At 58.4% G+C, this 21,279-nt stretch carries 16 protein-coding genes; 6 read left to right on the top strand and 10 right to left on the bottom strand.

Annotation, left to right across the window (positions count from 1 at the left end; all coding sequences use genetic code 11):
• Nucleotides 1-156: 156 nt before the first annotated feature.
• Nucleotides 157-690, top strand: coding sequence for a PRC-barrel domain-containing protein (locus QPL94_RS15000; protein ID WP_285358459.1), 534 nt, complete (start codon nucleotides 157-159; stop codon nucleotides 688-690).
• Here QPL94_RS15000 and QPL94_RS14995 read toward each other — a convergent pair.
• From QPL94_RS14995 to QPL94_RS14975, 5 genes are all read right to left on the bottom strand, one after another.
• Nucleotides 687-2,258 (bottom strand): phospholipase D family protein, encoded by a 1,572-nt coding sequence (locus QPL94_RS14995; protein ID WP_285358458.1) that lies wholly within the window; start codon nucleotides 2,256-2,258, stop codon nucleotides 687-689. The genes QPL94_RS15000 and QPL94_RS14995 overlap by 4 nt on opposite strands.
• The gene (locus QPL94_RS14990; RefSeq protein ID WP_285358457.1) at nucleotides 2,258-3,184 is read right to left on the bottom strand and encodes a universal stress protein; all 927 of its coding nucleotides are present in this window, start codon (nucleotides 3,182-3,184) and stop codon (nucleotides 2,258-2,260) included. The genes QPL94_RS14995 and QPL94_RS14990 overlap by 1 nt, the downstream gene beginning before the upstream one ends.
• A gap of 1 nt (nucleotide 3,185) precedes the next feature.
• Nucleotides 3,186-4,673, bottom strand: a complete 1,488-nt coding sequence (locus QPL94_RS14985; protein ID WP_285358455.1) for a SulP family inorganic anion transporter — start codon at nucleotides 4,671-4,673, stop codon at nucleotides 3,186-3,188.
• 36 nt (nucleotides 4,674-4,709) lie between these two features.
• Entirely contained in the window at nucleotides 4,710-6,215 is a 1,506-nt protein-coding gene (gene nhaB, locus QPL94_RS14980; protein WP_285358453.1) for a sodium/proton antiporter NhaB, read from the bottom strand.
• A 235-nt stretch (nucleotides 6,216-6,450) separates the two neighbouring features.
• Entirely contained in the window at nucleotides 6,451-7,071 is a 621-nt protein-coding gene (locus QPL94_RS14975; RefSeq protein ID WP_285358451.1) for a LysE/ArgO family amino acid transporter, read from the bottom strand.
• An 83-nt stretch (nucleotides 7,072-7,154) separates the two neighbouring features.
• Between QPL94_RS14975 and QPL94_RS14970 the strand changes: the two genes are divergently transcribed.
• Nucleotides 7,155-8,045 carry a LysR family transcriptional regulator ArgP gene (locus QPL94_RS14970; protein WP_285358450.1) on the top strand — a complete coding sequence of 297 codons (891 nt, stop codon included), beginning with the start codon at nucleotides 7,155-7,157 and terminating at the stop codon, nucleotides 8,043-8,045.
• A complete protein-coding gene (locus QPL94_RS14965) occupies nucleotides 8,038-9,318 on the top strand; it encodes an MgtC/SapB family protein (protein WP_285358449.1) in 1,281 nt (426 codons plus the stop codon). Before QPL94_RS14970 ends, QPL94_RS14965 begins: the two co-directional genes overlap by 8 nt.
• Before the next feature lie 6 nt (nucleotides 9,319-9,324).
• Here QPL94_RS14965 and alkB read toward each other — a convergent pair whose 3' ends face one another.
• The gene (alkB, locus tag QPL94_RS14960; RefSeq protein ID WP_285358448.1) at nucleotides 9,325-9,975 is read right to left on the bottom strand and encodes a DNA oxidative demethylase AlkB; all 651 of its coding nucleotides are present in this window, start codon (nucleotides 9,973-9,975) and stop codon (nucleotides 9,325-9,327) included.
• Nucleotides 9,976-10,032: 57 nt separating this feature from the next.
• Here alkB and djlA point away from each other — a divergent pair, with 57 nt between their 5' ends.
• Nucleotides 10,033-10,803, top strand: a complete 771-nt coding sequence (gene djlA, locus QPL94_RS14955) for a co-chaperone DjlA (protein WP_137437723.1) — start codon at nucleotides 10,033-10,035, stop codon at nucleotides 10,801-10,803.
• A gap of 22 nt (nucleotides 10,804-10,825) precedes the next feature.
• Here djlA and QPL94_RS14950 read toward each other — a convergent pair whose 3' ends face one another.
• On the bottom strand, nucleotides 10,826-11,452 hold the full coding sequence (locus QPL94_RS14950) for a methyltransferase family protein (protein ID WP_285358446.1): 627 nt from the start codon (nucleotides 11,450-11,452) through the stop codon (nucleotides 10,826-10,828).
• Nucleotides 11,453-11,629: 177 nt separating this feature from the next.
• Here QPL94_RS14950 and QPL94_RS14945 point away from each other — a divergent pair, with 177 nt between their 5' ends.
• Nucleotides 11,630-13,099, top strand: a complete 1,470-nt coding sequence (locus tag QPL94_RS14945; RefSeq protein WP_350310636.1) for an amidase — start codon at nucleotides 11,630-11,632, stop codon at nucleotides 13,097-13,099.
• On the opposite strand, the gene QPL94_RS14940 is transcribed toward QPL94_RS14945, so the two are convergent.
• Nucleotides 13,072-14,952: a sensor domain-containing diguanylate cyclase gene (locus QPL94_RS14940; protein WP_285358445.1), complete on the bottom strand. Its 1,881-nt coding sequence runs from the start codon at nucleotides 14,950-14,952 to the stop codon at nucleotides 13,072-13,074. The two genes, QPL94_RS14945 and QPL94_RS14940, sit on opposite strands and share 28 nt — an antisense overlap.
• A gap of 245 nt (nucleotides 14,953-15,197) precedes the next feature.
• On the opposite strand from QPL94_RS14940, the gene QPL94_RS14935 reads away from it, so the two are divergent.
• Complete coding sequence (locus tag QPL94_RS14935; RefSeq protein WP_285358444.1) at nucleotides 15,198-17,012, top strand: putative bifunctional diguanylate cyclase/phosphodiesterase; 1,815 nt, start codon at nucleotides 15,198-15,200, stop codon at nucleotides 17,010-17,012.
• Here QPL94_RS14935 and QPL94_RS14930 read toward each other — a convergent pair.
• Entirely contained in the window at nucleotides 16,979-20,074 is a 3,096-nt protein-coding gene (locus tag QPL94_RS14930; protein WP_285358442.1) for an efflux RND transporter permease subunit, read from the bottom strand. The two genes, QPL94_RS14935 and QPL94_RS14930, sit on opposite strands and share 34 nt — an antisense overlap.
• Before the next feature lie 5 nt (nucleotides 20,075-20,079).
• The gene (locus QPL94_RS14925) at nucleotides 20,080-21,162 is read right to left on the bottom strand and encodes an efflux RND transporter periplasmic adaptor subunit (protein WP_285358441.1); all 1,083 of its coding nucleotides are present in this window, start codon (nucleotides 21,160-21,162) and stop codon (nucleotides 20,080-20,082) included.
• Nucleotides 21,163-21,279: the final 117 nt, after the last annotated feature.

Raw genomic sequence — 21,279 nt, 5'->3', positions numbered from 1 at the left:
TGAGTGTCTTTTTCCTGTTGCCATACCGTCATTCGATAAATTATCCAGGCCCTGCTAGCGTTATTGGTGACGTGATCGCTGTTACATCGCGTACAGATACCCCGGGTTCCAGGCGCGGGGTAACCAACAGGAGTTCAGCAAATACAGGAGTTCAATATGATGCGCACACGTTTGATTCGGGCAATGGGCATTTCCCTGGTGGCCGGTTCCATGGCTTTCAGCCTGTCGGCCCATGCCGCCCAGGGACTTTATTCAGCGGACGACTTGATGGATGCGGACGTCTACGACAGCAGCGGTGAGGAGATCGGCGAGGTGCAGAACATCCTCATGGACGACAACATGTCGGTCCACTCGCTGGTGATCAAGACCGGGGATGTGGTGGGCATGGGTGGCCGTGATGTAGTCGCCGAGCGCGGCACCTTTACCCTGCGGTTGGAAGACGATGGCGACAACGAGTTTGACGACCAGGATTACGAGGTCCATATGGAAGCAACCCGGGATGAGATCAAGGCGTTGCCGGAATACGATGAGAGCTGGTGGAACCAGACCAGTGACTCTCTGAGTCAGGCCTGGGAAAACACAAAGGAAACCAGCCGCAGTGCCTGGGAGGACACCAAGCAGGCCACCTCCTCCGCCTGGCAAAACCTCAAACAGGGTGTGAAGAGTATGTCGGATAGCGCAGAGGACTAGAGGTACTTCTCGACGGGCAGCCATGACAGGAATCGTGACTTGGCGCGGCGCCACCAGCCAACGGTCGGCTCGCTGGTATAGGATGCCTCACCGCTTCGCCATTGCAGGTCTCCGCTATCATCCAGGGAGACTTCCCAGCTGTTACGGGGATGCATGACTGACCGTATGTCTTGCGCCACCTCTTTGGCCAGCTCCGCACTGTGGATAATCAGCACCGTTTCGCCATTCAGGTAGATGGAGCGAAGATTGACGTTGAAGGAACCGACCACCAGGGTGCTGCGATCAAACACCACGGACTTGGAGTGCAGGCTGACCTGGCCTGTCGAGCAGAAACCATCTGTGTTCAGCCATTGCTGACAGGCCTGTGCATCGGGTTTGAGTTCATAGATCTCTATTCCCTGCCCCAGCATATAGGAGCGCCAGCGGGCGTAACCGGCGTGGTTGGTGACAAGGTCATTGGTCGCCAGTGAATTGGTCAATGCGGCAACCTGCAGGCCCTGGCGATCCCCCAAATCCAATAGCTTCAACTGTTCCCCGGTGAGTATCAGGTAAGCGGATTCGATCAGAATTTCCCGGGTAGCGGACTGTGCCAACTGCTGAAGCGCTTTAGCGCTTCGCTTGGGTGTCTCAGCCGGCTCTTCCATGGTTTCGAAAGGGGAGTCAAACACCAGTTCGCCGGGTGCAACCGTCAGTTGGTCCAACAGCCCTGTGAGCTCTGCCCTTCCTTGCGCGGTGTCTGCCGGGGCAGGCACCGGCAGACCGGCTTGCGTTCTGGCCTGGCGGCGAAGCCCGTCAAGGGCCGCAGCCACATCCCCCTCTGCAGGAACATCCGGGTACAGGGCTGACACCGGGTAGGCCCAACGGTTATTCCAGTAGACGTGGAAGTTGTCCGTCATTCCATCAACAACGGGCCCCAGCGCAAGTACGTCGCGGTCCCGGAAATAGCGATCGGCGGCAAACCCGAAATACTCATCGCCAATATTGCGTCCGCCGACAATCCCGGCAGCACCGTCCACCACGAAGGTCTTGTTGTGCATGCGCCGGTTGATACGGTCGAAATCCATCAGGAACGATACCCACCGACCCCATCCACCGCGGCTTCTGGCAGGATTGAAAATGCGGACCTGAATACCGGGGTGGGTGTCCAGGGCAGCAAGCAGTTCACCAATACCCCCGGCGTTGAAGTCATCCAGCAGCAGCCGTACCCGGACACCACGGTCCGCAGCCAGCAGCATCCGACCGGCCAGGTAGCGCCCGGAGGGATCATTGCTCCAGATGTAATACTGGGCGTCGATGCTGTGTTCGGCCGCCGCAATCAGGGCGGCACGGGACAGAAACGCTTCCTGTCCGGAATCCAGCATGTAAAAGCCCGATTGGCCGTCGTTACCGGCCAACCGCTGTCGGGACTGGCTGAGCAGAAAGCTGTCTTCGTTCTGCACGGTTTCCTCAACTCCGGAGTGAGCTACCGGCGGCAAACCGCCGGCACAACCGGTCAGCAACGTCATCAACACCAGGAAACAACCCGGCATCGCCAACGACGCGACAAGAGAACCCTGGGTAGAGGGCATTAACGCAGAATCACCAGGGGTTTGCGGGCAGTCTTGAGCATCGTCGTGGTGGTACTTCCGACCAGGAACTGACGAATCCGCGAATGCCCATAAGCCCCCATAACCAGGATATCGATATCATTTTCTTCCTGGTAGGCGTGGAGGGTTGGCTCCACATCACCGGCACGAATCGCCAGTGTAACCTCGGAACCAAGGTCACCAAGCATCTTCTCGGCTTTCTTGAGCTGCTCCCAACGGTCATTGGTGTCCGCTCCGATCATCACCAGATGAATCGGCATGCCTTTCAGTACCGGGCTTCCGGCCAGCAATTCCACGCCCTTGAAGGCGGTGGCGCTGCCATCAAACGCCAGCATTGCGCTTTTCGGCGGCTGGTATTCGTCCGGCACCAGGAGGATGGGGCGGTGGACGCTACGAATCACGGTTTCCAGTTGGCTGCCTACGTGCACGTCCCGGTCCGAGCTGCTCTCGCCGTGCAGCCCCATCACCAGCAAACGGGTCTGGTTTTCCAGGGCCAGCAGGGACTCGGTAAGGTCGCCGTGGCGCTGGCGCTTGATCACATCCTCTATACCGTGTGTCTTCACGCGGTCTTCGGCTTCGTCCAGCAAGTGGTGGCCATGCTCCAGTGCCAGCTTCGAACGCTTGCGGTCCAGCCCGGCCAGCTCGTCCATAAGCTGCTCGCGGCTGCCCAGGCCAATGTTACCGGCCAGGTCCGGTTCTGTCGGATAGCGTTCTTCGGCCAGCACGTGCAGCAGTGTCATGGGCGTTTCCATGTACTTGCTGGCCCAGGCAGCGTAATCACACACCGCCGGTGCAGCCCTGGAGCCGTCGATACAGGCAACTACTCGTAGCATCTCAACCTCGCCTTGGTGATCATTATGATTGTTATTCTGACCGGGATCGTTGTTGAATTCCTTGGCTTGTGTCATATCAGTGCCCCATCAACTGGTCAACGGCATCGGGTTTGTCGTGAACCCCGAAGCGGTCAACGATGGTGGCACTGGCTTCATTGAGGCCGATGATCTCAACCTCCGCACCTTCGCGGCGGAACTTGATCACCGCCTTGTCCAGGGCGCCTACCGCAGTGATATCCCAGAAGTGCGCCCGGGTCAGATCAATGACCACATTATCCACTGCTTCCTTGAAATCAAAGGATTCTGTGAATTTTTCCGAGGAACTGAAGAACACCTGCCCCACCACGTTGTAGGTGCGGGTGTCGGTACTATCGTCAAACTCGGAGGTCACCAGCATGTAATGCCCCACCTTGTTGGCAAAGAACAGCGCCGCCAGCAGTACGCCTGCCAGCACACCGAACGCAAGGTTGTGGGTGGCCACAACCACGACGACGGTCACCACCATAACGATGTTGGTGGACAACGGGTGCTCCTTCAGATTCTTGATGGATCCCCAACTGAAGGTACCGATGGACACCATGATCATCACCGCTACCAGCGCCGCCATGGGAATCTGGACCAACCACTGGTCCAGCACCAGTACCATAAGCAGCAGGAACACGCCCGCGGCCAAGGTGGACAGGCGGGTACGACCTCCGGATTTGATGTTGATAATGGACTGGCCAATCATGGCGCAGCCCGCCATGCCGCCGAGCAGGCCAGAGCCAATATTGGCAATCCCCTGACCTTTGCACTCACGATTACGATCGCTGGTGGTGTCGGTCAGGTCGTCCACGATGGTGGCTGTCATCATCGATTCCAGCAGGCCCACGACGGTGAGTCCCACCGAGTACGGCAGAATAATCATCAGGGTTTCCAGGTTCAGCGGTACATCCGGCCACAGGAAGATCGGCAGTGTGTCCGGCAGTTGCCCCATATCGCCCACGGTGCGGATATCGATGTTGTAGATCAGCGCAACTGCTGTGAGCGCAACGATACAGATCAGCGGCGATGGCAGGATGCGGCCGACCACCGGAATCAGGGGAAACAGATAGATGATGCCCAGCCCGGCGGCGGTCATGGCGTACACATGCCAGGTGACGTTGGTCAGCTCCGGTAACTGAGCCATGAAGATAAGAATAGCCAGAGCGTTCACAAACCCGGTTACTACCGAGCGGGATACAAATCGCATAAGGCCGCCGAGCTTCAGGTAGCCAGCGCCGATCTGCAACAGGCCGGTAAGCAGCGTGGCCGCCAGCAGGTATTCCAGGCCATGCTCCTTGACCAGGGTCACCATCAGCAACGCCATGGCCCCGGTGGCGGCAGAGATCATACCGGGGCGGCCGCCCACAAAGGCGATCACAACGGCAATACAGAAAGAGGCGTAAAGGCCCACTTTCGGATCCACGCCGGCAATGATGGAGAAGGCGATGGCTTCGGGGATCAGTGCCAGGGCCACCACAAGACCGGCGAGCAGATCACCCCGTATATTGGAGAGCCAGTCGGCTTTAAGCTTGTTTCGCATAGTTGAGGTCCAGTCAATTGATTCGAGCGAGAGAATCTACAGAAAGTTGATGACCGCCAGCAGTCCAACGGATCCGAGGACGACGGTGTAAGGAAAGGCCATAATCACCATGCGGCCGTAGGACAGCCGAACCAGTGGCGCAATGGCGGATGTCAGCAGGAACAGGAACGCCGCCTGGCCGTTGGGCGTTGCAACGCTGGGAAGGTTGGTGCCGGTATTGATGGCAACGGCGAGATCCTGGAAGTGCTCCCGGGATATGACACCGGCATCCAGTGCCTGTTTGATTTCGCTGATGTAAACGGTGGCGACAAAGACATTGTCGCTGATCATCGAGAGCAGCCCGTTTGCCACGAAGAACAACGCCGGCTGGTGCACTTCCGGCTGGGCGAGCACGAAATCGATCACCGGCTTGAACAGATGCTGCTCATGAATCACTGCCACTACGGCAAAGAACACCACCAGCAGCGAGGTGAACGGCAGGGATTCCTGGAACGCCTTGCCAATCTGGTGCTCGTCAGTCACCCCGGTGAATGACGTAATAAGGATGATGACCAACAGCCCGATCAGCCCCACCTCAGCGATATGAAATGCCAGCCCGATGACCAATATCACTGCCGCTACAGCCTGCACCCACAAGGCCGCCTGATCCGCCTTGGTGCGCTTTTCGCGCTCGTTGTCCGCAAAGTCTTCCAGCACCCGGCGAACGGGTTTTGGCAGGCGAGCTCCATAGCCAAACCAGCGCAACTTCTCCAGACACCAGCAGGTGAACAGGCCCGCACCCAGGACCGGCAGGCTGATGGGCGCCATACGCTGGAAAAACTCTGCAAAGTTCCAGCCCACCACTTTTGCGATCAGCAGGTTCTGGGGCTCCCCCACCATGGTGGCAACGCCACCGAGTGCGGTACCGATAGCGCCGTGCATCAGCAAGCTGCGCAGAAAAGCGCGGAATTCCTCCAGGTCTTCACGGTGCAGTTCCACCACATGCTCATCACTGTTGGCATTATGACCGCTGTGTTGATACCCCTTGCCGGAAGCCACTTTGTGGTAGACAGAGTAGAAGCCCACCGCCACGCTGATAATAACGGCGGTAACGGTTAATGCATCCAGAAAGGCTGACAGCAGCGCAGCGGCGGCACAGAACAGCAGCGAAAGCGCCGACTTTGATCGCACCCCTACCAGGATCTGGGTGAAGGTCACCAGAATCAGCTCCTTCATGAAGTAGATACCGGCGACCATGAACATCAGCAGCAAAATGACCGGCAGGTTGATCAATACTTCGTGGTAGACCGCCTCCGGCGTCGCCAGCCCGATCAGCAATGCTTCTACTGCCAACAGGCCGCCCGGGAGCAGTGGGTAGCATTTCAGTGCCATGGCCAGGGTAAAGATGAACTCCCCCACCAGGAACCAGCCAGCCGTCGCCGGGCCAAGCAACCAGACGATCAGGGGATTGACGATCAGAAACAGGAGAATAACCTGCTTGTACCAGACAGGCGCGTTGCCAAGAAAATTGTGGGTAAAACCAGAAATCACTGTTTTGGGCATTGGGAACCGAACGACTTGAGACGAAAACTCAGAGACAATAACGTCCTTGGTACTCGCCGGAAGCGAATACAGGCTATTGGCTCAAGGAATTAACCTGGAGGGCACGCAGAGCGCTATGGCGGAGTGATCGTCGGGAAGGTCGCGAAGACGTTCATCAGAGTAAGTTCGTAAGCTGTGAAATTAAGGCGGCGAAGCTTACCAGAACGGCGCCGGGAAAGTAACCGACGCAGGTCTTTTACATGGCAGGGCCAGACAACCCGTTACTGGCAAGGTGAAAAGCGATCACCGCCATCATCGATCCGATGGCCCCGTCAATGAACCGCCAGGCCATGGGGCTGGCCAGCCAGGGCGACAACGCCGCTCCGCCAAACGCCAGCAGGCCGAACCACAACACCGAAGCGCTGCTGGCTCCGGCCACAAACACGGCCGGGCTCTCCTGCTGGGCACCAATGGCAGGGATCAGCAACAGGGTATCCAGATAGACCTGCGGGTTCAGTAATGTGACCGCCAGGGTGGTCAATACCACCACCCGAAGACTGGCAGTCGCTGATGTATCCGCACCCAGGCCCTTCCGCCCCATTGCTACTTTGTAGAAAGCCACCAGCGCAAGCCACCCCAGGAACACCACCCCGAGCCAGCGCAGAACATCCAGCGCCTCCGGTACCGCCATCAGTGCCGCGTTCACCCCGAACATTCCGGCGGTGAACAGCAGTATATCGGCCGTCATGCAGATGCCCGCGCAATACCAGTGGTGTTCCCGCCGGATCGCCTGGCCCAGGATATAGGCATTCTGCGCCCCGATGGCAATGATGATCCCACCGCATACGATCAGCCCTGTCAGATAACTGGTCAGCATTCTTCCCTCCTGATTTGCTGGAAGCCTACCGGGACGACGCTATACTTAAAAATCATAAACCTTATATCCCATGAATTATTCTTATGCTGGATTACAAGCTGCTTCAGGCACTGGCTGCTGTTATCGAAAACGGTGGGTTCGAACGTGCCGGCGAAATACTCGGGCTTACCCAATCCGCCGTATCGCAACGCATCAAGTCACTGGAGGTGCGACTGGGCCAGCCGGTGCTGGTCAGGCATCCGGAGCTCCGGGCAACGCCGGCCGGCAACAAGCTGCTCAACCACTTCCAGCAGGTCCAACTGCTGGAAAGGGACCTTCGAAAAACCATTCCCGCCCTGGCCGAGGACACCACACGCCTGCGGATTGCCATCAACGCCGACAGCCTCGCCACCTGGTGGGCTTCCGTAGTCGGCGACTTCTGCAGCCGCGAAGGTGTGCTACTGGACCTGGTGATTGAAGATCAGGATGTGGGTCTGAAACGCATGCGTGATGGCGACGTTGCCGCCTGCCTGTGCAGCAACAGCCAGCCTGTCGCCGGAGGGCGGTGCGTGGCACTGGGTGAAATGATCTATATGCCGCTGGCGACACCGCAGTACGTTCACCGGTTTTTCCCTGACGGCATTACACCGGCTGCGTTTGCCACCTCACCGGCCATTGTGTTCGGCCCCAATGACCAGCTTCAGCACCGGTTCATGGCCGGTTGCGGCTATCATGGCCGTTTCCCCTATCACCTCTGCCCTTCCTCTGAAGGCTTTGTTCAGCTTGCCAGGGCCGGCATGGGCTACGGTATGATTCCCGGTATCCAGGCCCGCAAATGGCTGGAGGATGGCAGCCTTGTCAACCTGGCGCCGGGTCATGAGCTGGCGGTTCCGCTTTACTGGCATTTCTGGCGGCACAGCGGAACCCTGCTGCAACGGCTGACAACAACCCTTGAAGGGGCCATTAAACCCGACAACGGAATACTCCATGGATGAGGTAACCAACCAGTTTATCATCAACAACCAGACCACCCTGAACCTGGCCATCGCCCTGTTACTGGGGGCCATCATCGGTCTGGAGCGTGGTTGGGACGCCAGGGCCCAGGCGTCCGGCGAGCGCATCGCCGGCATCCGTACCTTTGCCCTGATCGGCCTGTTGGGTGGCGTGGCCGCGCTTTTGGCGCAGGAGATCACTGAGTGGGCATTTCCGGTGCTACTGATCAGCGTGGTGGCCATCGCCCTGGTGGCCTTCAATGAACGCCTTAGCCATATCCGCAACTTCAGCATCACCGGCACCATTGGCATGGTGCTCACCTTCTGTTTCGGCGCCATAGCCGTGGCTGTAGACCCTGCCATCGCCACCGGTGCTGCCGTGGTCACTGCGCTGATTCTGGACAACAAAAAGGAAATCCACGGACTGGTGGACAAACTGCAGGAGCACGAACTGGATGCGGCCCTGAAACTGCTGGTGATTTCAGTGGTTATGCTGCCCCTGCTGCCCAACGAGGACCTGGGTCCGGGCGGCGTGCTCAATCCCCGGGAAATCTGGTGGATGGTGGTGTTGATTGCCTCGGTTTCCTTTGTCGGATATTTTGCTATCCGGTTGGCCGGCACCGGCAAAGGCATTCTGTTTACCAGCCTGTTTGCGGGGCTGAGCTCCTCAACCGCACTCACCCTCCACTACGCGAGGCAGTCCAACCTCTCGCCAGAGGTCAGTCCGCAATTTGCCAGCGGCATCCTGATTGCCTGTGGCACCATGTTCCCCCGCATTCTGATCTATTGCGCCCTGATTAACCCGGCCCTGTTACCCAGGCTGGTGTGGCCCGTCGTGGTGATGACCCTGTTGCTTTATCTGCCGGCCCTCTTTATCTGGAAGCGACACCAGGGTCGCCTGGAGGTAAGCCGCCCGGAACTCACCCAAAATCCGCTGGACCTGAAGTCCGCCCTGGTCTTCGGCCTGTTACTGGTGGCGATTCTGCTGCTGGGGGAATTTCTCCAGAAGTGGCTGGGAGATCTGGGCATCTATGTGCTGGCGGCTACGTCCGGCGTTGCGGACGTTGACGCCATCACCCTGTCCCTGACACGAATGTCCCAGGACTCTCTCGCCCTGCAAACGGCCGTCATCGGCATTGTGATTGCGGCGGCCACCAACAACCTGGTCAAATCGGGCATTGCCGGTGCCATCGGCCGGCGTGAGCTGGGAACACTGGTTGCCGGCCCGATGATCCTGTCTCTGGTCGCGGGGCTTGCAGTCGCCTGGTTGCAATAAGGCCAGTTACCGGGCGCGCCTGAAGGTCAGGTTGTAACGGCAAGCACCCGTTAACGGGTGGTCAGCGACTTTGAGGGTTAATACGCCGTGATACCGCAGCCGCGCCGGACCGCCCCAGACCACGACGTCTCCGTGCTCCAAAGGCACGCGCTGTGGCCGGTCCCCGCGCCGGGGGCCGCCGAATTGAAAGGTCGCCGGTGCACCCAGAGACACCGAGACAATGGGCTGACCAAAATCATCCTCGTTTTTGTCCTGGTGAAGCCCCATTCTGGCGCCCGGTGAATAACGGTTAATCAGGCAGGAGTCGGGCTCAAAGCCGTCATACCCTGCGTTCGTGGCGGCTTCGACCGCCAGGGTACGAAACAGGTCCGGCATCGCTGGCCATGGGTCCCCGGAAACCGGGTCCTGGTGTTGATAACGATACCCTCGCGCATCGGTCACCCAACCCCAGTCACCGCAACAGGTCATGGCGACAGACATGGTGTGGCCGCCCGGCGTCCGCATCTGCCGGAACGGCGCCTGCGCTGTCACCCCCTCAATACCCGCCAGCAGTTCGGCGCCAGAGACGCTGGCAAACCGACGCAGGACAACCGCTCCCTCACAGAGCGATTCGGCCCAGGGTTCCGGTGGTGAGTGTTCGAAAAGGTCCATGGTCATGACGTTTTCACCCCCGTATACTTTGCGCAGTTTTAAACACTTGAAAAGGACACTGTCATGTTCGGCCTGTTTATTGGCGGTTTGATCGGCTACCTGTTTGGCCGCTTTCCCGGAATGCTGATTGGTGCGGTAGCGGGTGCGCTCCTCACACGTTATATCAAGAGCCGCCTGTTTCAGAAACTGCGCAATGTGCAGACCGACTTTCTGGAGTCGGTGTTTGCAGTGATGGGTGCCCTTTGCAAGGCCGATGGCGTGGTTACCCGCGACGAAATCCGGGTAGCAGAAGCCATGTTCGACCGTTTCCGGCTCTCCGGCGAACATCGGGAACGCGCCAAAGCTGCCTTCAACCGGGGCAAGGCGGATGACTTTGACCTGGACGCAGAACTGCAGCATTTCCTGAGAGTCAGTGGTCGTCAGCCTTCTCTGCTACAGATGTTCCTGCAAGTACAGGTATCTGCTGTTGCCGCTGATGGCGTGGTACATCCGGCCGAGCATGAAATGCTGGTGCGTATCGCACGCGGCCTGGGGCTGCCCGAAGCCCAGGTAGACCAGCTTGAAGCCATGTTGCGGGGAGCCCATGCCGGCCAGACCGGTGGTACGGGCCAGGCCTCATCCGCCAGCCAGATTGACGATGCCTACAAGGCGCTGGGGGTGCCCCCTTCAGCCAGTGATGCGGAAATCAAGAAGGCCTATCGCAAGCTGATGAGTGAAAACCATCCGGACAAGCTGGCCGGCCGAGGCATGCCTGAGAGCATGCGGGAAATGGCGGAAGAGCGCACCCGGGAGATCAGCCATGCCTACGATGTCATCAAGGAAGCACGTAAGTAGCCCTGACGCCGATAAAGCTGGTTCAGAGCCAGCGGGGCACTCGCCTGCGATACGCCTCGTAGGCATCTCCGAAGAGCTCGGCGAGTGCCTTTTCCTCCACCCTCGCCTGCCGGACCAGTACCGTAACGCCTGCAATCAGGCACACCAGGGAGAACACCGAAGGTAACGCCAGGAAAAAGCCCAACTGGCCCAGCATCACGGTAATGAACACCGGGTTGCGGCTGCGGCTGAAAGGCCCATCGGTAAGCAATTGACGATCCTGTTTCGGGTCCACACCCGAACGCCACTGGTCATGCATGAAAGCCTGAAGATAGTTGACCAGGCTGAAAGAAAACATCAGGAAAACCATCCCCGTTACCAGCACCGGTCCGTAATACAGCGAGTCGAATACTCCCAGCCAGGGGTCGATATCCACGAAAATACGCGCCACCACCGCTGCCAGAATCAAGCCACGGAACACATTGAAAATGTTCCGGTGCCACCAGCCGGCAGAGGCTCGCTCGCCATAGTTGATGAACGAATACCCCATCCTTGCGTAAAGGCCCAGGCTGCGGCTGGTGAACTGAAGGCCGATCATCAGAAAGAAAATACCGAGAAAATAACGGACCAGTGGCTCGGCAACTGTGTGGAAACTATCGAGAAATACCATTAAATTCACTGTTTGCGGTGACGGTGCCTGTAAACAAGCTTATAGCCTGCAACGGCGGCTGAAAACCGGATTCTTACCTTTTGTGTCAGGCGATGCAATTTCCTGATATGACATATCATCACGTTTAAACCTCCTATAAGGTATAGGCAGTCCCGGAATTGACATGGAGTATCTGCCTTGACCGCACAACAACGTCCGCAATCGATGCATACATTCAGTGACGATCTACTCGGGAAACACGACGCTACGGCCCTGGCGAGCCTGATTCGTAGTGGTGAGATCTCAGCAGACGAGGTGCTCCAGGCAACCCTCGCCCGGGCGCGGCAGGCAGAGCCCTGTATCCATGGCCTGGTGACGCCCATTCCGGACCAGGCCAGCGGTATCACCGTAAAGGAAGCACCTCCGGCGCAGGCAAGTCCCGGCATTTTTGCCGGTGTCCCCACGGTGATAAAAGACAACACCGATGTGAAAAGGTATCCCACGACCCACGGCACCGCTGCCATTCGCCCACTACCGGCGGACAGAACCAGTCCTTTCGCCCGCCAATTGCTGGCGCAGGGACTGGTCTGTATTGGCAAAAGCACCCTGCCCGAGTTCGGGTTCAACGCCACCACGGAACCGGCCCACGATACGCCCACCCGCAACCCCTGGAACCTGAACTATTCCACCGGCGCCTCTTCGGGAGGCTCCGCTGCCCTGGTAGCCGCCGGTGTTGTCCCCATCGCCCACGCAAACGATGGCGGTGGTTCCATCCGCATACCCGCCGCCTGCTGTGGGCTGGTGGGTCTGAAGCCCAGCCGGGGCCGTCTGATCGACAACGACGCCGCGAAATCGCTGCCCATCAATATTGTCAGCGACGGAGTGGTTACCCGCAGCGTCAGGGACACCGCAAACTTCTATGCCGGGGCGGAGCATTATTTCCGCAACCCGAAACTACCAGCTATCGGTAACGTGGGAGGACCATCAACCCGATCACTCAGAATTGGCCTTGTTTTGGATTCCATCAATGGCCACCCGACGGACCCAACTACCCGCGAGGCGGTCGAGGCCACAGCACGGGCCCTGGAAAAGCTCGGGCACAGGATAGAGCCGATGGACGTTCCGGTTGCCTCATCCTTTCCTGAAGACTTTGCGCTCTACTGGGGAATGCTGGCCTTTGGCGTGCGCTCCAATGGCAAGCGGCTGATTCATAAAAGCTTTGATAAATCACGGCTGGATGGCCTGACGCGGGGGCTGGACAAGGCGTTCAGAAGACAGTTCTACAAACTGCCGGCCACCCTCTGGCGCCTGCACAGGTCGTATCATGACTACGCCCGTGCCATGGCAGGTTACGATGCAGTGCTCACCCCGGTGCTTGGCCATACAACACCGGAAATCGGCTACCTGAGCCCGACACTGGACTTTGACACCCTGTTTGACCGCCTGACCCGCTATGTCAGCTTTACTCCATTGGCCAACGCCAGTGGCGCCCCCGCGATGTCGCTGCCGGCCACTCTTGACCAGCATAACCTGCCCGTCTCTATTCAACTGATGGGGCGGCATGGTGGGGAACGGACACTACTGGAACTGGCTTTTGCCCTGGAGGAGGCAATGGAGTGGCCCGACATCGCCGACAACCTTCAGAGGATGACAGCCTCCGCATCCTGAACAGGCGGAGGCTCTCTGACGACGACCTGGTTCCGCCCTTGGCCCTTGGCCTGATAGAGCGCCTCATCTGCCCAGCAGAAGATGGCCTTGGTGGCATCGGCCTCATGGGGGCAGACAGTGCATACCCCAATGCTCACCGTCAGGTGGAGTACTTCGTCTGATATCCGGAATCCGGATTCCTCAATCTTCTGGCGAATTTTTTCAGCAACCCGCAGGGCTCCCTCTTCCGGCGTATCCGGCAACAGCACCACAAATTCCTCGCCGCCGTATCTGGCCGCCAGATCCTGCGGGCGAGTGACATACTGGCGGATGCAGTTGGCGACCATCTGCAGGCAATCGTCCCCTACCAGGTGGCCATAGGTGTCGTTGAACTTCTTGAAGTGGTCAATATCCAGCAGCAACAGTGAAAGCGGCTGGCCGAACCGGTACGCCTTCACCACAGCCGAGGTAAACGCGCGGTCAAAATGCCCACGGTTCTTGAGGCCAGTCAGGGCATCGGTAGAGCTGAGTTCCCGCAACTGACCATTCAGGGACTCCAGATCCCGGGTTCGTTCCTGTACCCGTTGCTCCAACAGGGCGTTGGCCTCCTGCTGGATTCGAAGGGATTTGTCCTGGGCCATTCGCGCTTTTCGCTCTTCCCGCAGCAACCGCTGCTGTGCTTCAAAAGCGCGTTTTTTCTCCTTGTTAAGTCTGTCTGCGAGGGCGACCGAGAGCAGAATAACGCCAATGGCGGAACCCACCTGGGTCGCATTTTCCGTCAACAGATTGCGCGGCAACATGGTGAACTTGCTGAGGGCCAGAACAATGCCGCCAAACAGCATGAACACCCAGGCCAGCGCGTAGTATCGTGCGGCGGGGTCTTTCTTCAGCCAGCGCACAATGCTCAGTATCAGCATGCCCGTACAACCCAGGAAGGCAACCAGGATGGTTGGCAGAATCATCAGGGAATACGGGACCACAACCCCCGCTACTGCCATCAGCCCTGCAACAATCGTCAGCGACACCGTTAGCCGGTTCATCAGCGGGTGATTGCTACGGGATACATTGATGAAGCGGATGCTGAAAGCGCCACCGAAGAGGATCACAAGGTTGAGAAAGACGATAATTGCCTGATCATTCCAGCGGGTTGCCTCCGGCCACAGGTACTGGAAACTGACGCCATGCAGACTCGCCAGGAACATCGGCATCGCAGAAATGTAGCCCACGTAGTACAGGAAACTTCGCTCACCGACGGCAATATAGACAAACAGGTTATAGAGAATCATGACCAGCACGATGCCGTAATAGATCCCTTCGAACATGCTGCGGGATTGCTCGGCCACGTAATAGGCGTCCTGATCCCACAGCGTGAGAGGCACCTGCATGGAGCTGCTGGTATCCACGCGAAGGTAAACGGAAAGGTTCTCACCGGCCAGGAGCGTAAGCGGAACAAGAAAATTCCGGTGATCGACAAGGCGTTCGTGAAACGGCTTTTTATCACCCAGCACATGGCGCTCAGTCACTTCACCATCATTAACCAGGTAGATCTCGATGTGGTCCAGCACCGGGTAACCGATTTCCAGGAACAGGGGGTCGGAGGCCTCGCCCTGATTATGGATATTAACCCGGAACCAGTACACCTCATCGCCGTAGCCAAGGCTCACGCTGTCCTTGCCGTTACGCTGCCAGCGGGTTTCAGGAAGGTTCCGAACCGACTCCAGGGTGGCTGGTCCGGCAGATTCCGCCCAATAATCCACAAACTGTGATAGCTCCATACGCCGGGCGTGATTGTCCCAGGCCGCCGGCTGTGCTGAAGCCAGCACAGGCAACGCAGTCACCAGAATCAGTAGTAGCTGCATGATCGCTTTGTTCAAGAGCGGCCCCGGCGTGAATAAAACCTGATTTCAATCGAGTCACTTCATTATGAATCAGAAACGGGAACTTCTTCGTGTGCACAAAAAAATGACGCAATCAGACAACAAAACTTCACAAATGACACTGCCCGATTGCGGTTGGACAGGCCCTTTGGCCGATGCCAATATAGAGTCCGGAAGACCCGGACAATGCACCCGCCACTCACAACTGAAAGCCAGAGCCTATGAAGGATACGGATACCTTTGTGAACTTTCACAAGGCGCTGATGGAACTGAGCCACAGCCCGGCGTTCATCAACAGGGAACGCAGACATAAACTCGCAGCACTGACCGCCCTGTGCGCAAAAATGCTCGACGTTGAACGAGTCAGTGTCTGGCAGTTTCCGGAACAGCGGGAGCACCTTGAATCGGAATGGCTGCATACACCGGATGGTTCATCCGCAAAGTCGATCAGTCTCTACCAGTCAGGAAATCCGGCCTATTTCGCCGCGCTGGAAAGCGAGCGGGTACTGTCCGTCCCTCACGCCCAGGAAGATCCGCGAACCCGTGATTTTACCCCTGACTATCTGGCACCCAGGGGGATACGTTCCATGCTGGACGCACCGGTATTCGACGGTGCCCGGCTCAGTGGCGTGGTATGCCTTGAATCGACCACGTATCGCCAATGGACCCTGCCGGAAATATCCTTCGTCATCGCCATTGCCGATACCATCAGCCTGATGAATACCCATGAAGCCTGGCTTGATTCGAAACAGGCGCTGGAATATGCCACCCGCTATGACTCTCTGACAGGGCTGCTGAACATCAAATCCCTGCGGGATCGCATCAGCTATCTGGTGGATAAATTTGAACGGCGTGGGCTCGGCAGCCTGGCGTTGATATGGGTGGATGTGGACAGGCTGAAGTCCATCAATGACGGGCTCGGTTCACAAGTAGGTGACGGCGTCATTGAAGAAATCGGGCAGCGACTGAAGCAGGTCAACGTTCCCGGCAAGGACCTTCTCGCCCGGATTGGCGGCGATGAATACGCCCTTATTATTCGCAATCGCACCCAGCCGGACACCCTGGAGCAGACCGCCTCAAAGATCCGGCACGAAGTCAGTAAACCAATCCGTCTGAACGGACATATCCTATCGGTGGGTGCCAGTCTCGGCATCTGCCATCTGCCCGGTGACTGCAATACCACAGAAGATCTGCTTCGCGGCGCCGAAGCGGCCATGTATAACGCCAAGCAACAAGGGCGGGGCCAGTCCTGCTTCTTTGATTCCAGTATCCAGGTAAGCGCCCGCTCCCGCTTTGAGCTGGAGAATGACCTGCGCGTTGCCATCAACGAACAGAAACTGGATGTGTTCTATCAGCCGATAACCAACGCTACCGGGTCCAGTGTGGAGTCAGTCGAAGCTCTGGTGCGTTGGCAGCACCCTGAACGGGGATGGCTATCCCCCATCGAGTTTCTCGACATCGCCAGGGGCGGTGGCCTGATGTATGCCCTTGGGGAGTGCGTGCTGCGCCGCGTGTGTGAGCACTGGCAATGGGCCAGGAACCATCAGGTCATGCTGCCGGAAGTGTCGGTGAACCTGGCGCCTGAGCAGGTTCTGGTTGCGGAGCTTCCCCGCCAGATAAGGACGATCTGTGCCGAACACGATGTTCCCGTCAAGTCACTGCATTTCGAAGTCACCGAGGACGCCCTCCAGGGTGATATCAGCACCATTTCCCGCATTCTCGAAGAACTGGTTGCCGCCGGTGCGCAACTGTCCATCGACGACTTCGGCACCGGTTATTCGTCCCTGTCACGACTCAAGGGCCTGCCGTTTTCACGCATCAAGATCGATCGCTCGTTCATCAGCAACATCCCCGATGACGAGGATGACTGCGCCATCATTCTGTCCATTCTCGGACTTGCGAAAGGTCTGGGGCTGTCCGTGGTGGCCGAAGGTGTGGAAACCGAAGCTCACAAAGAGTGGCTGTGTGAGCAGGGTTGCGACTACCTTCAGGGTTATCTGTACAGCAGACCGCTACCCTTCGATCAGCTGGTCGAACGTTTTTTCGCCAACAAATAGGCTGCCTGCTTCAGTTTTCGTCCGGATTTGTCCCCCAGAACCAGCAGCGCAGGTGTCAGTAACAGGGTCAGTATGGTCGCAAACGCCAGCCCGCCGGCGATGGCGCTGGACAGCTGAGTCCACCACTGGGTTGAGGGTGCACCAAGGCCCAGGGACGGTGTTATCAGGTCGACATTCACCCCCAGCACCATCGGCATCAACCCCAGAATGGTGGTAATGGCGGTCAGCAGCACCGGACGAAGACGCAGGCACCCGGTTTCCAGCGCCGCCTCAAACGCTTCGCTGCCGCTTTTCCGCATCTGGTTGTAGGTGTCGATCAGAATGATGTTGTTGTTCACCACAATGCCTGCCAGGGCAATGATGCCCATTCCTACCATCACGATGCCGAAGGACTGACCGTTAAGCAGCAGGCCAAGCAGCACCCCTGCTGTGGAAAGCACAATGGCGGACAGGATCAGCAGGGTCTGGTAAAGGGAATTGAACTGTGTCACCAGAATGAGCAGCATCAGGGCGATCGCCACCATAAAGGCCGAGGCCAGAAAGTTGGATGCCTGCTGCTGATCTTCGTTTTCACCGGCGAAACGGACGGACACTCCTTCGGGTGTTTCAGGCATTTCCTCCTGCAGGGATTTCAACAGCTCATCGGCCCTACGCCCGGGTTTCACATCGGACTTGATCGTCACCGTGCGCTGGCCATCTACCCGCACGATGCTTCCGGTCTTGTCCCCCGCCGCCAGTTCGACAAATTCGGAAAGCGGTACCTGCCCACGATTGGTATGAATGGTCTGGCGCTGGAACTGATCCAGCTCACGCCAGTTGTTCGGCACCCGCACCGCGATATCCACCTCATCACGGACATCCTCCGGGCGGTACGTGGCCAGCACCAGCCCGTTGGTGATCAGGCGCACCGCGCTGCCCACGCTCAGCACGTCGGAGCCAAAGCGCGCCGCCGATGCCCGGTCCACATTCAGGCGCCACTCGATACCCGGCAGGCTGCGGTCGTCCTCGATATCCACGAAGCCGTCAATGGCGCCCATGCGCTGCTGGATAAGCCCGACGTACCGATCCAGTTTCTGACTGTCGAGACTGCTGACCATCAGCTCGATAGGCTTGCCGCCTGCCGGCCCGCCTTCCTGTTTGCGAAACTCCAGCTCTATGCCGGGAATGTCTGCCGTGCGTTCGCGGAAATCCTCCAGAATCCTGGTGGCGGACCGGCGCTCGAACCAGTCGGTAAACTGGAACTGCAGCACACCGATAACATCCGGTGCCATCTGGTTACCGGGGCTGACCATTGAGCGGGCATACAGTGCCTTCACTTCCGGCATGCCCTGCAGCCTCTGCTCGACCTCCCGCACAATCGCATCCCGCTCTTCCACCGACAAATCGCCTCTCGCGCGCACCTGCACCTGGGCCGAGTCAGGCTCAACGCTGGGGAAAAATTCCACGCCATGATTGTATTTGCCGTAAGCCACGTAGATCACCACAACCACCGCCAGCACACCCAACAGTGTGAACCCCGGCACGGCCAACAGGCGCCCAAGCAGCTTCCGATACAACCCCGTCATTCGCCCGTCCGGCGGTGCCTGGCGCTTGCGCCTGCCACCACTGATACTGCCGAGAACCGGCAGAAAGACCAGCGCCATCGCCAGGGACGCGGTCAGGCAGATGATGACGGTCATAGGCAGGAATTTCATGAATTCACCCACCACACCTGGCCAGAACAGCAATGGGATAAAGACGGCCAGCGTGGTCGCGGTGGAGGCAATAATGGGCCAGGCCATGCGGCTGGCAGCCTCGCCCCACGCAGATCGTACACTCTGCCCCTCAGAGAGATTTCTGTCAGCCAGTTCGGACACCACGATTGCTCCGTCCACCAGCATGCCCGCCACCAGAATCAGGCTGAACAGAACCACAATATTAAGAGTCAGACCCATGCCCCAGATCACCAGAATTCCGGTGAGGAAGGCACCGGGGATGGTCAGGCCCACTAACAGGGCCGAGCGGGGGCCCATGGCAGCGATGATCAGGATAATCACCAGTACAATGGCGGTAAGCACGTTGTTAAGCAGGTCACTGAGGATGTCCCGCACTTCACCGGACTGATCCATGATGTAACGGACTTCGAGTTCTTCCGGCAATTCCGGCCCCGCCGCCTCGATCAATGCTTTGACCTGGCCAACGGTTTCGATAATGTTGGCGCCGGTACGTTTGGAAATTTCCAGTACCAGGGCCGGCTCACCATTGATCCTTGCGAACCCGGTGGGGTCCTTGAAGGTACGCTGCAGCATGGCAACGTCCCCGAAAGTGACCACGGTGTCGCCATCCACCTTGATGGGCATGGACATCACGTCCTCCACCGACTCAATCACACCGGGCACTTTCATGGTCATGCGGCCGGCGCCGGTGTCCAGACTGCCGGCGGCCACCAGCTGGTTGTTGCGGGTGACCAGTGATGCCAACTGGTCAAAGTCGATGCCGTAGCTTTCCAGCACCTGGGGGTCAACGACGATTTCCAGCAGATCCTCCCGGTCACCGCCGATATCGACTTCCAGCACTTCCGGAATACCTTCGATGGCGTCCTGTAACCGTCGGGCAATGGTGACCAGTTCGCGTTCGGACAACGGGCCGGACAGACCAACAGACATCACCGGAAAGAGTGCAACATTGATCTCGTTCACTCTGGGCTCGTCCGCTTCCTGGGGCAGTTTGCTACGGGCGGTGTCCACTTTCTCCCGCACGTCCTGGAGCGCCATATCCGGGTCAAAGCCGGCATCAAACTCCAGCATCACCGATGCGTGGCCTTCCGAGGCGGTGCCGCGCATTTCCTTGATCCCTTCAAGGGATCGCAACTCCTGCTCCATGGGCCGGATAAGCAGCCGTTCAGCGTCTTCCGGGCTGATGCCTTCCAGTGTCATGGACACGTAGATCATGGGAATGGTGACGTCCGGATTCGCCTCCTTGGGTATCGCCTGAAAGGCTGCAATGCCGCCCAGAATCAGGAAAAGCAGGGTGAGAAGTGTTGTACGGCTGCGATCGAGTGCCGCAAATATCAGGGTTCGCATACCGGTCAGCCCCGGTCCGAATCACGGTTCACCGGGCGCACCTGCTGCCCGATGGACACGAACCCGGCACCACGGGTGATCAACCGGATCTCTTCCGGTAATCCGGTTACCCAGGCGCCATCCGTTGTAACGTTCAGCAGTTTGACGGTGGTAAACACCACTTCATTATTCTCGCCCACGTAGCGGACACCAGGTCGGCCATCGTCGCCCAGACTCAGGTAGGCGGGTGAAATAAACATGGCCCTGACCTCCGGCAATGCAATCCGCAGCGTTGCGCTGCCGCCGGCAACCCGCTTGCGTTCCGGGTTTTCCACCGTCACTTCCACGGCAAAGCTGCGGGTTTCCCGGTCTGCTGCACTGGCCACAAAGCTGACCCGACCTTCCAGCGTATCGCCGTCCAGGGTGCGGATCGTCACTTTCTGGCCTTCTTCCACGTTGCCTACGGACTGCTGTGGAATCTGGCCGGCTGCTTTCAACCGGTCGATCCGCACCAGTTCCAGCAAGGGCGTGCCCACCTGAACCAGGTCGCCCAGGTCGACGTCGCGACGATTGACGGTGCCGTCGAAGGGCGCACGGGGCGTCAGGTTTTCCATCACAAGGCGCGCCCGGGCCAGTTCCGCTTTGGCGGCCGAGAGTTCACTTTGCAGTGTCAGCACTTCCGATTCGGAAGTGAGATCACGGGCACGGAGTTGCTGGGCGGCCGAGAGGTCTGCCTCAAGCTTGCGGATGCGGGACTGCCACTGCTCGACGGCTGCACCACGACCATCCTCGGACAGGCGTAACAGCACATCCCCTTCCTCGACCCGGGCGCCCTGCTCCACCATAAGCTCATCCACAGTACCGGCCACCCGCGCACCAATAACCACCGTTCGCCACGGCTCCAGTTGTCCCTGCACCATCAGCCCTGGCTGGTAAGGCCGGTCCCGCAGCATGTCCACCTGTACCGACGGTACACCTTTATCCTGCTCAGGTTGCGCATCCGGCGCTTCATCGCGAGCCTCGCGGACGTTCCCCGTTGCCATCCAGACAACCAGTAGCGCCAGTACCAGAAAAGACAGGCCGATGGATCCCAGTTTTGCTTTCGTCATTGATTGCTCACAGGTTGAAACAGGTGATTTCGGTAGAAAACGGTTGCACCCGGCTATTTTCGTGGGGTAAATTCTACACATAAATTTTTTACAAATTCAGAGTAAATACGGATTTTA

It is taken from the genome of Marinobacter sp. SS13-12, assembly GCF_030227115.1.
In the GTDB taxonomy this organism is placed as follows: Bacteria; Pseudomonadota; Gammaproteobacteria; order Pseudomonadales; family Oleiphilaceae; genus Marinobacter.
This window is presented reverse-complemented; position numbering and strand designations above follow the sequence as displayed.

Coding starts and splice junctions, on each gene's coding strand:
- QPL94_RS14965 (WP_285358449.1), top strand. CDS start 8,038: ATGGATGAGGTAACCAACCAGTTTATCATCAACAACCAGACCACCCTG.
- QPL94_RS14950 (WP_285358446.1), bottom strand. CDS start 11,452: ATGGTATTTCTCGATAGTTTCCACACAGTTGCCGAGCCACTGGTCCGT.
- QPL94_RS14925 (WP_285358441.1), bottom strand. CDS start 21,162: ATGACGAAAGCAAAACTGGGATCCATCGGCCTGTCTTTTCTGGTACTG.
- QPL94_RS15000 (WP_285358459.1), top strand. CDS start 157: ATGATGCGCACACGTTTGATTCGGGCAATGGGCATTTCCCTGGTGGCC.
- nhaB (WP_285358453.1), bottom strand. CDS start 6,215: ATGCCCAAAACAGTGATTTCTGGTTTTACCCACAATTTTCTTGGCAAC.
- QPL94_RS14985 (WP_285358455.1), bottom strand. CDS start 4,673: ATGCGAAACAAGCTTAAAGCCGACTGGCTCTCCAATATACGGGGTGAT.
- QPL94_RS14990 (WP_285358457.1), bottom strand. CDS start 3,184: ATGACACAAGCCAAGGAATTCAACAACGATCCCGGTCAGAATAACAAT.
- QPL94_RS14995 (WP_285358458.1), bottom strand. CDS start 2,258: ATGCCCTCTACCCAGGGTTCTCTTGTCGCGTCGTTGGCGATGCCGGGT.
- QPL94_RS14975 (WP_285358451.1), bottom strand. CDS start 7,071: ATGCTGACCAGTTATCTGACAGGGCTGATCGTATGCGGTGGGATCATC.
- alkB (WP_285358448.1), bottom strand. CDS start 9,975: ATGACCATGGACCTTTTCGAACACTCACCACCGGAACCCTGGGCCGAA.
- QPL94_RS14930 (WP_285358442.1), bottom strand. CDS start 20,074: ATGCGAACCCTGATATTTGCGGCACTCGATCGCAGCCGTACAACACTT.
- djlA (WP_137437723.1), top strand. CDS start 10,033: ATGTTCGGCCTGTTTATTGGCGGTTTGATCGGCTACCTGTTTGGCCGC.
- QPL94_RS14970 (WP_285358450.1), top strand. CDS start 7,155: ATGCTGGATTACAAGCTGCTTCAGGCACTGGCTGCTGTTATCGAAAAC.